This window comes from Diaphorobacter ruginosibacter, from assembly GCF_040396215.1.
Classification (GTDB): Bacteria; Pseudomonadota; Gammaproteobacteria; order Burkholderiales; family Burkholderiaceae_C; genus Diaphorobacter_A; species Diaphorobacter_A ruginosibacter_A.
This window is the reverse complement of record NZ_JBEBOW010000027.1, coordinates 23206-30737: the sequence shown is the minus strand read 5'-3', so window position 1 is coordinate 30737 and position 7532 is coordinate 23206. Positions and strand designations below refer to the sequence as shown.

7 protein-coding genes are annotated in these 7532 nt (G+C 65.1%); 3 read left to right on the top strand and 4 right to left on the bottom strand.

From position 1 onward, the window contains the following. Positions 1–416: 416 nt before the first annotated feature. The 4 genes from ABWP92_RS05600 to ABWP92_RS05585 are packed head-to-tail and all read right to left on the bottom strand — an operon-like array spanning position 417 to position 2887. Positions 417–1370 carry a CysB family HTH-type transcriptional regulator gene (locus tag ABWP92_RS05600; protein ID WP_353234376.1) on the bottom strand — a complete coding sequence of 318 codons (954 nt, stop codon included), beginning with the start codon at positions 1368–1370 and terminating at the stop codon, positions 417–419. 42 nt (positions 1371–1412) lie between these two features. Continuing rightward, positions 1413–1628 carry a TOBE domain-containing protein gene (locus ABWP92_RS05595; protein WP_353234375.1) on the bottom strand — a complete coding sequence of 72 codons (216 nt, stop codon included), beginning with the start codon at positions 1626–1628 and terminating at the stop codon, positions 1413–1415. A gap of 45 nt (positions 1629–1673) precedes the next feature. Then, positions 1674–1817 carry a hypothetical protein gene (locus ABWP92_RS05590; protein WP_353234374.1) on the bottom strand — a complete coding sequence of 48 codons (144 nt, stop codon included), beginning with the start codon at positions 1815–1817 and terminating at the stop codon, positions 1674–1676. A 38-nt stretch (positions 1818–1855) separates the two neighbouring features. Next, positions 1856–2887, bottom strand: coding sequence for a sulfate ABC transporter substrate-binding protein (locus tag ABWP92_RS05585; RefSeq protein ID WP_353234373.1), 1032 nt, complete (start codon positions 2885–2887; stop codon positions 1856–1858). A gap of 151 nt (positions 2888–3038) precedes the next feature. Here ABWP92_RS05585 and ABWP92_RS05580 point away from each other — a divergent pair, with 151 nt between their 5' ends. From ABWP92_RS05580 to ABWP92_RS05570, 3 genes are all read left to right on the top strand, one after another. After that, complete coding sequence (locus tag ABWP92_RS05580) at positions 3039–3311, top strand: oxidative damage protection protein (RefSeq protein ID WP_353234372.1); 273 nt, start codon at positions 3039–3041, stop codon at positions 3309–3311. A gap of 111 nt (positions 3312–3422) precedes the next feature. Next, positions 3423–5402: an FAD-dependent 5-carboxymethylaminomethyl-2-thiouridine(34) oxidoreductase MnmC1 gene (gene mnmC1 / locus ABWP92_RS05575; RefSeq protein WP_353234371.1), complete on the top strand. Its 1980-nt coding sequence runs from the start codon at positions 3423–3425 to the stop codon at positions 5400–5402. A gap of 270 nt (positions 5403–5672) precedes the next feature. Next, a complete protein-coding gene (locus ABWP92_RS05570) occupies positions 5673–7523 on the top strand; it encodes a nitrite/sulfite reductase (protein ID WP_353234370.1) in 1851 nt (616 codons plus the stop codon). The last annotated feature ends 9 nt before the right edge of the window (positions 7524–7532 follow it).

Below are 7532 nucleotides of genomic sequence, written 5' to 3'. Positions count from 1 at the left end.
TTGTTCTTCTTCTCCATAACCCGCTCCCTCCGAACTTGCGGGCCCTTGCCTGCCCCGCCTGTTTCTACGATTCATCTGCAGATGCGGCGCATCCGCCGCTCTCCACGCGCTCTCTTGCACATATTCACATGCAATCCCTCGCGTTTACATACCATTCTCTTGATGCCTCAGCTTGAAATTCCGACGTGAATAAATCAGCCGGTCATTCTTGTTGCAGAGCACACCTGGATGCCTTGATGAAATCGATGCGCGCAGAGGCCTATCCCGCCATAGGAGGGGGTAAATGCAAACCATTGAAAATTTGCGCCTGCCTCACATTGCAGGCTCAGCCGTGATGCGAAGGCGTCAGAGCGAAGACGTCCGTGCGCAGGGCCTGCGCGGCAGCGGGGAAGCGCGGGGGCCCTTTTCTTTCTTTTTCAAATCACATAGTCGCACTCGACGAATTCGGAATTCAGGGCGTCCTGGACCACGTCGCGCGTAAGGGTTGGAACAAATGTTTCGATGAAGCTGTACGCGTAGCTGCGCAGCCAGGTGCCGCGCCGCAGCCCCAGCCGCGTGAGGTTCACCTCGAAGAGATGGCGCGCGTCGAGCGCGAACAGATGCCTGTCGCGGTCGGGGTCGAAGGCGATCGATGCAACGATGCCCACGCCCATGCCCAGCTCCACATAGGTTTTGATGACGTCGGCATCCATGGCCGTGAGCACCACGTCGGGCGTGAGGCCCGCGCGGGCGAAGGCTGCATCGATATGGGCGCGGCCCGTGTATCCCGACTCGTACGTGACGATGGGATGACGCATGAGCTGCTCCAGCGTGATGGCGCCATCCTCCACCTGCAGCAGCGGATGGTCTGGCGGCACGATGATGGAATGCGTCCAGCGGTAGCACGGCAGCGTGACCAACTGGTCGTAGCCCGCGAGCGCCTCGGTCGCCACGCCGATATCCGCCTCGCCCAGAAGCAGCATCTGCGCGACCTGGTCGGGCGAGCCCTGCCGCAGATGCAGCGACACGTCCGGGCACACTCCGCGAAAATCCCGAACGACCTGCGGCAGCGCATAGCGCGCCTGCGAATGGGTGGCGGCCACCACCAGCGCGCCGCTCTGGCTGCGCCCGAAATCCTCGCCCGCGCGCTTGAGGTTTTCCGCCTCGAGCAGCAGCCGCTCGACGATGGGCAGCAGCACCTGCCCGGGCTGCGTGAGTCCTGTCAGGCGCTTGCCGGCGCGCACGAAGAGTTCGACGCCAAGCTCCTCCTCCAGCTCGCGGATCTGGCGGCTGACGCCTGGCTGGGACGTATGCAGCATGGCGGCTACATCGGTAAGGTTGAATCCGCGCCGTATGGTTTCGCGCACGGAGCGTAGTTGCTGAAAGTTCATGTTGCTGTGGTTGCTGGCCCGGCCGGGGCTGAAGGCATGCGCTTAGAGCTTGGCGAGCGATACGTCGGTGGCTTTCACCAGCGCCACCACCTCCGATCCGGGGGCGAGCCCCAGTTCATCGACGGAACGCGTGGTGACCACCGAGGTCACCGTGCCGGACGGCGTCTGCACGTCGATCTCGGAGAGCACGTCTCCACGGACGATCCGGGCGATCCGGCCCCGGAATTGATTGCGGACATTCACTGCTTTGATCGACATGGCATCTACTCCTTGAAGTGGCGCTAACAGGCTTTGTGATGGGGGTCAGTACGAGATCGTGAAGCCGAGCGCCTGCGTGAACTGCACGGGCCCGCTGCGACGGATTGCCGCTGCCGGCGCGAGCAGCCCCCAGGCGACGGCGGTGACTTGGAGCAGCCTGCGCTGAATGGTTTGGCTGGAATGCGACATGATGAAAAACCTCTTGTTCATTGAAGCGCCGCCATGGCTCAGTGCAGCTTCTTCGTATAGATCTGATCGAAGCTTCCGCCGTCGGCGAAGTGCGCCTTGTCGGCCTTGGCCCATCCGCCAAAGGCCTGGTCGATGGTCACCAGCGTGAGTTGGGGGAACTGCTTGTCGAACTTGGCCTTGGCCTTCTCGCTGGTGGGACGGTAGAAGTTCCGGCCCGCGATGTCCTGGCCTTCGTCTGAGTACAGGTATTTCAGGTAGCCGTCGGCGATCGCGCGGGTGCCCTTCCTGTCCACGACTTTATCGACCACGGCAACGGAGGGCTCCGCCAGGATCGACAGTGAAGGCGCGACGATCTCGAACTTTTCCGTGCCGAATTCCTTGAGCGCGAGAAATGCCTCGTTCTCCCAGGCCAGCAGCACGTCGCCCACGCCGCGCTGCACGAAGGTGATGGTCGAGCCGCGCGCGCCGGTGTCGAGCACCGGCACGTTCTGGTAGAGCTTGCCGACGAATTCCCGCGCCTTGTCATCCGAGCCGTACTTGCGCTTGGCGAATTCCCACGCGGCCAGATAGTTCCAGCGTGCGCCGCCCGAGGTCTTGGGGTTGGGCGTGATCACGCCGACGCCGGGCTTGACCAGGTCATCCCAGTCCTTGATGCCCTTGGGATTGCCCTTCTTCACCAGGAAGACGATCGTGGACGTGTAGGGCGCCGAGTTGTGCGGCAGGCGCTGCTGCCAGTCGGCCTTCACCAGACCCGCCTTGACGAGCGCATCGATATCGCCACCCAGCGCCAGCGTCGCCACGTCCGCGTCGATCCCGTCCAGGATGGAGCGCGCCTGCTTGCCCGAGCCGCCGTGGGACTGCTTGAGCTGCACTTCCTGGCCAGTGGTGGCCTTCCAGTGCCTGGCGAACGCCTGGTTGTATTCCACGTACAACTCACGCGTCGGGTCGTAGGAGACATTCAGGAAACTGACCGGATCGGCGCCAAACGACGGCATTCCCGTCAGGGCCAAGACCCCAAAAAGGCCGAGTGCGGCTGGAAACTTGATAAAGTGACGGCGATCTTTCTTCATGGTGTGCTTTCTGGTCTGTAGGAGCTTGAAAAACTTCGGCGACGCATTGATTCCGGCGCCGATGCCATGAATTCTGGAAGTGATCGATCAAAACTGGAACAACTAAGATTTCAGTTCTATATTTGAAAAACATCTAATGAAGGGTGACCCCATGGCACGTACCGTCCACTGCATCAAGCTCGGCCAGGATGCCGAAGGCCTTGATTTCCCGCCCTATCCGGGCGAGCTGGGCAAGCGTATTTACGAGAGTGTGAGCAAGCAGGCGTGGGCCGACTGGCTCAAGCACCAGACCATGCTGGTGAACGAAAACCGCCTGAATCTCGCGGATGCGCGCGCGCGCCAGTACCTGGCTCGCCAGATGGAGAATCATTTCTTCGGCGGCGGCGCGGAGGCGGCCGCGGGATATGTGCCGCCGAGCGAGTGATTCACTGAAAGCCGATATTTGTCCGCGATCAAGTGATGCGGATTGATCACGGCTCTTCCACCAGCGGCGGCGTACAGTCGCCGTTTTGCTTTTCAGCCCCGATAAACCTTCATGACCGAGCCTCTAGCCCGGCTTCCCGACGGAACGCCTTCCAGCCCCAAGACCCATGACGGTGATCAAAGTAATCTCGATTCATCGCCAGAGGTCTTTCTGCGCGGCTGCGGCCTGCCGCAGGCGTGGGCGGGCCAGCCGCAGTGGCGCATTCTCGAAACCGGGTTCGGCCAGGGCCTGAATTTCCTGGCCACCTGGAAGGCATGGCGCGATGATCCGCAGCGCCCGCGCATGCTGCATTTCATCTCGTGCGAATCCCGGCCCGTGAGCGGAGAGGATCTACTGCGCGCCGCGCCGCAGGAACTGCTCCCGCTGGCCCGGGAGCTGTCCGGGCAATGCTGGGGACTGCTGCCCGGCGTCCACCGCCTGGCGTTCGATGAGGGCCGCGTGCTGCTCACTCTCTATATCGGCGATGCGCAAGCCATGCTCCGCCAGCAGACGCCGCGGGCCGACAGCATCTATCTCAGCGGCCCCGGACCACGGGCCCATCCCGAACTCTGGAGCACCTACATGCTGAAGGCCGTTGCCCGTTGCTGCCGCCGTGGCACGCGACTTGCATCGCGCCACGGTGAGCAAGCAGTGCGCGAAGACCTGGCGCAATGCGGCTTCGAGACAGCTTCAGGGACGGATTCCCCGGCGGATCACGGCGTGCTACACGCGGTTTTCAACCCCAAGTGGGAACCCCGCCCGGTGCGGGAAGCAGTGCCCGACGTGTCCATCGGCGAGCCGGGCACCTGCCTGGTGATCGGCGCGGGCCTTGCCGGCAGCGCCTGCGCGGCCAGCCTGGCGCGGCGCGGCTGGCAGGTCACGGTGGTGGATGCCAAAGGGCCCGCGGCGGGTGCATCGGGATTGCCCGCCGGGGTGTTCGCACCCCACGTCTCACCCGACGACAGCCTGCTCTCGCGCCTGTCGCGCGCGGGCGTGCGATCGACCATGCAGGTGCTGCAAGGCATGCCGCGCGATGCCGAATGGAGCGGCTGCGGCGTGCTGGAGCACCGCGTGGATGGCACGCCCGGCATTCCCGATGCATGGCGGCAGCCAGCGCACCCCGGCGCCGACTGGAGCCAGCCGGCCACCGCGGAGCAGCGCGCGCGCAACGGCGTTCCCCTCGATGCCATCGCCTGCTGGCATCCACGGGCCGGCTGGGTGAAGCCGCCCAGCCTGGTGCGCCATCAACTCTCGCATGGCCACATTCGGGTGATGCCCGATGCCAGGGTCGCCCGACTGGTGCGCGGCGCGGCCGACGGGCCCGCACGACAAACCGCCTGGCAGGCGCTCGACGGCAACGGAGCGATGCTCGCCCAGGCCGACATGGTGATCGTCACCGCGGGCTTCGACAGCCAGGCGCTGCTGGAAAACCGCTGGCAGTTCCAGGCGCTCAGAGGCCAGATCAGTTGGGGATACAGCAGGCAGAGCCCGCCCACGACACCCTGGCCGCGCGAGCCGGTGAATGGTCACGGCAACCTCGTTCCACGCTTTCCCATCGGCAGCGGCCCGGAGCCGGAACCGGGCTGGGTGATCGGCTCGACCTTCGAGCGGAACATCACCGAACTGCCCCCGGGTCCGGCGGACGTCGCCACGGCCCATGCCAGCAATTTCAAGAAACTCGGCGCCCTGGCGCCCGCGCTGGCCGCGAGCCTGGAGACCGGTTTCGAGCAAGCGCGCATGCGGGCAGCCCAAGGCATCATGGGGGAACAGGGCGACGGCGCCGCCGATGCCCCGGCCGTGCGGACCTGGGGCGCTGTGCGCTGCGCATCCCATGACCGGCTGCCCATCGTCGGCCCGGTCGATCATCAGGCACTGCCCGGCCTCTGGGTATGCACGGCCATGGGCTCGCGCGGGCTCACGCTGTCGGCCCTGTGCGCCGAGCTGCTGGCCGCCCGCCTGCACCACGAACCCCTGCCCACCGAAGCCGCGATCGCCCAGCATCTCGGCAGCGAGCGGATGGAGCAGTCGCGGCACCACGATCCGGACGCCTGAAAAAGCCCGGCCTGCCCGGCCCGCCATTCACGGGCGGTCCATGCGCAGCCCGCCATTGCCCGCGCGGCATCCCCTGCGGCAGGCTCCGCGCGGCCGCGTTCTTCATCAAGCCCCCCAGGCAGATACTTATATCTCTTATGCATTTTTATGCATATATGCGTGAATAAATATTCGTTTGAAATATTAAGAGGCGGTCCTAAAGTCACGTACTTGCTGACCATGGTCATCACGGAGCCGTGAGTCAGCGCACCACGAGCACAAGCAACCGCCATGTATCAACACACCGAATTCGACAAACAGTTCATCCGCCTTCGCGCCGAGCAATACCGCGATCAACTGGAGCGCTTCCAGGCTGGCAAGCTCACGGACGACGAGTTCAAGCCGCTGCGCCTGCAAAATGGCTGGTATATACAGCGCTACGCGCCCATGCTGCGCGTGGCCGTGCCCTACGGCGAGCTCTCCAGCAGGCAGTTGCGCGTGCTGGCGCGCGTGGCCCGCGAATTCGACCAGCCCGATCCCCAACTGCTGGCCGACGCGCAGGCGACGCAGGAAAAACTGGGCGACATCCCGCTGGCCGACGGCCGCCGCATCGGCACGCGGTTGAAGTATGGCTACGGCCACTTCACCACCCGCACCAACGTGCAATACAACTGGGTTCCGCTGAACAAGAGCGCCGACGTGATGGAGCTGCTCGCGTCGGTGCAGTTGCACGGCATCCAGACCAGCGGCAACTGCATCCGCAACATCACCAGCGACGCGCTGGCGGGCATCGCGGAAGACGAGATCGCCGATCCCCGCCCGTTCGCGGAAATCCTGCGCCAATGGAGCACGCTGCACCCTGAGTTCTCCTTTCTGCCGCGCAAGTTCAAGGTATCGCTCAACGGGGCCAGGGAAGACCGCGCAGCGCTCGGCTGGTACGACGTGGGCCTGCAACTGCTCAAGAATGATGCCGGCGAGCTGGGCTTCCAGGTCCGCGCGGGCGGCGGCATGGGCCGCACGCCGCTGATCAGCCCGGTGCTGCGCGAATTCCTGCCCTGGGATCAGGTGATGAATTACCTGGAGGCGGTGATCCGCGTCTACAACCGCTATGGCCGCCGTGACAACCTGTGGAAGGCGCGCATCAAGATCCTGGTGAAGAGCGAAGGCCAGAACTACATCGACCAGGTCAACGCGGAGTACCGCGCCATCGTGGAGGACGAAGGCGGCCCGCACACCATCACGCAGGCCGAGTACGACCGCGTGGCGGCCAACTTCAAGGAACCCGAGCTCGACCTCACGCCCTCGGACGCCGAGGCCGAGACACTGGCGCTGCTGCGCACCGCCAGCGCCGAGAACAGCGACTTCGGCCGCTGGCTGCACAGCAACGTGCTGCCACACCGCCTGCCGCAGTTGCGCGCCGTGGTGCTGTCGTTCAAGCGCCTGGGCTATGCGCCCGGCGACGCGACCGCCGATCAGATGGACGCCGCCGCCGACCTGGCCGACAGGTTCTCGCACGGCGAACTGCGCGTGACGCACGAGCAGAACCTGATGCTGCCCTGGGTGCGCCGCGACCAGCTTCCCGAGCTGTACAAGGCCGCGAAGGCGCTCGGGCTGGCCAAGGCCAACATCGGACTGCTGACCGACATGATCGCCTGCCCGGGCGGCGATTTCTGCTCGCTTGCCAACGCGCGCAGCCTGCCCATCGCCGAGGCCATCACCGAGCGCTACCAGGACCTGGACGAATTGTGGGACCTCGGCGAGATCGACCTGCACATGAGCGGCTGCATCAACTCCTGCGGCCACCACCACAGCGGCCACATCGGCATCCTGGGCGTGGACAAGGACGGCAAGGAGTGGTACCAGATCACGCTGGGCGGCGCGGACGGCACGGACCTCTCCGGCCCCTCCACCCCGGGCAAGATCATCGGCCCTTCGTTCAGCGCGTCCGAAGTGCCCGCCGTGATCGAGGCGCTGCTGGCCACCTACCGCTGCCTGCGCGAAGCCCTGCCCCATGACACCGCCAGGGCCGCGCACGGCCAGAAGCACGAGAACTTCATCGACACCGTGCGCCGCGTCGGCATCGAGCCGTTCAAGGCCGCCGCCAATGCCGTGCGCCACAACGCCCACGCCGCCGCGGCCTGAGACACAGCC

What these genes read in the sequence shown, in the direction of transcription:
- ABWP92_RS05590 (WP_353234374.1), bottom strand. Translation starts at nt 1,817, where the DNA reads ATGTCGCATTCCAGCCAAACCATTCAGCGCAGGCTGCTCCAAGTCACC.
- ABWP92_RS05600 (WP_353234376.1), bottom strand. Translation starts at nt 1,370, where the DNA reads ATGAACTTTCAGCAACTACGCTCCGTGCGCGAAACCATACGGCGCGGA.
- ABWP92_RS05585 (WP_353234373.1), bottom strand. Translation starts at nt 2,887, where the DNA reads ATGAAGAAAGATCGCCGTCACTTTATCAAGTTTCCAGCCGCACTCGGC.
- ABWP92_RS05595 (WP_353234375.1), bottom strand. Translation starts at nt 1,628, where the DNA reads ATGTCGATCAAAGCAGTGAATGTCCGCAATCAATTCCGGGGCCGGATC.
- ABWP92_RS05570 (WP_353234370.1), top strand. Translation starts at nt 5,673, where the DNA reads ATGTATCAACACACCGAATTCGACAAACAGTTCATCCGCCTTCGCGCC.
- ABWP92_RS05580 (WP_353234372.1), top strand. Translation starts at nt 3,039, where the DNA reads ATGGCACGTACCGTCCACTGCATCAAGCTCGGCCAGGATGCCGAAGGC.
- mnmC1 (WP_353234371.1), top strand. Translation starts at nt 3,423, where the DNA reads ATGACCGAGCCTCTAGCCCGGCTTCCCGACGGAACGCCTTCCAGCCCC.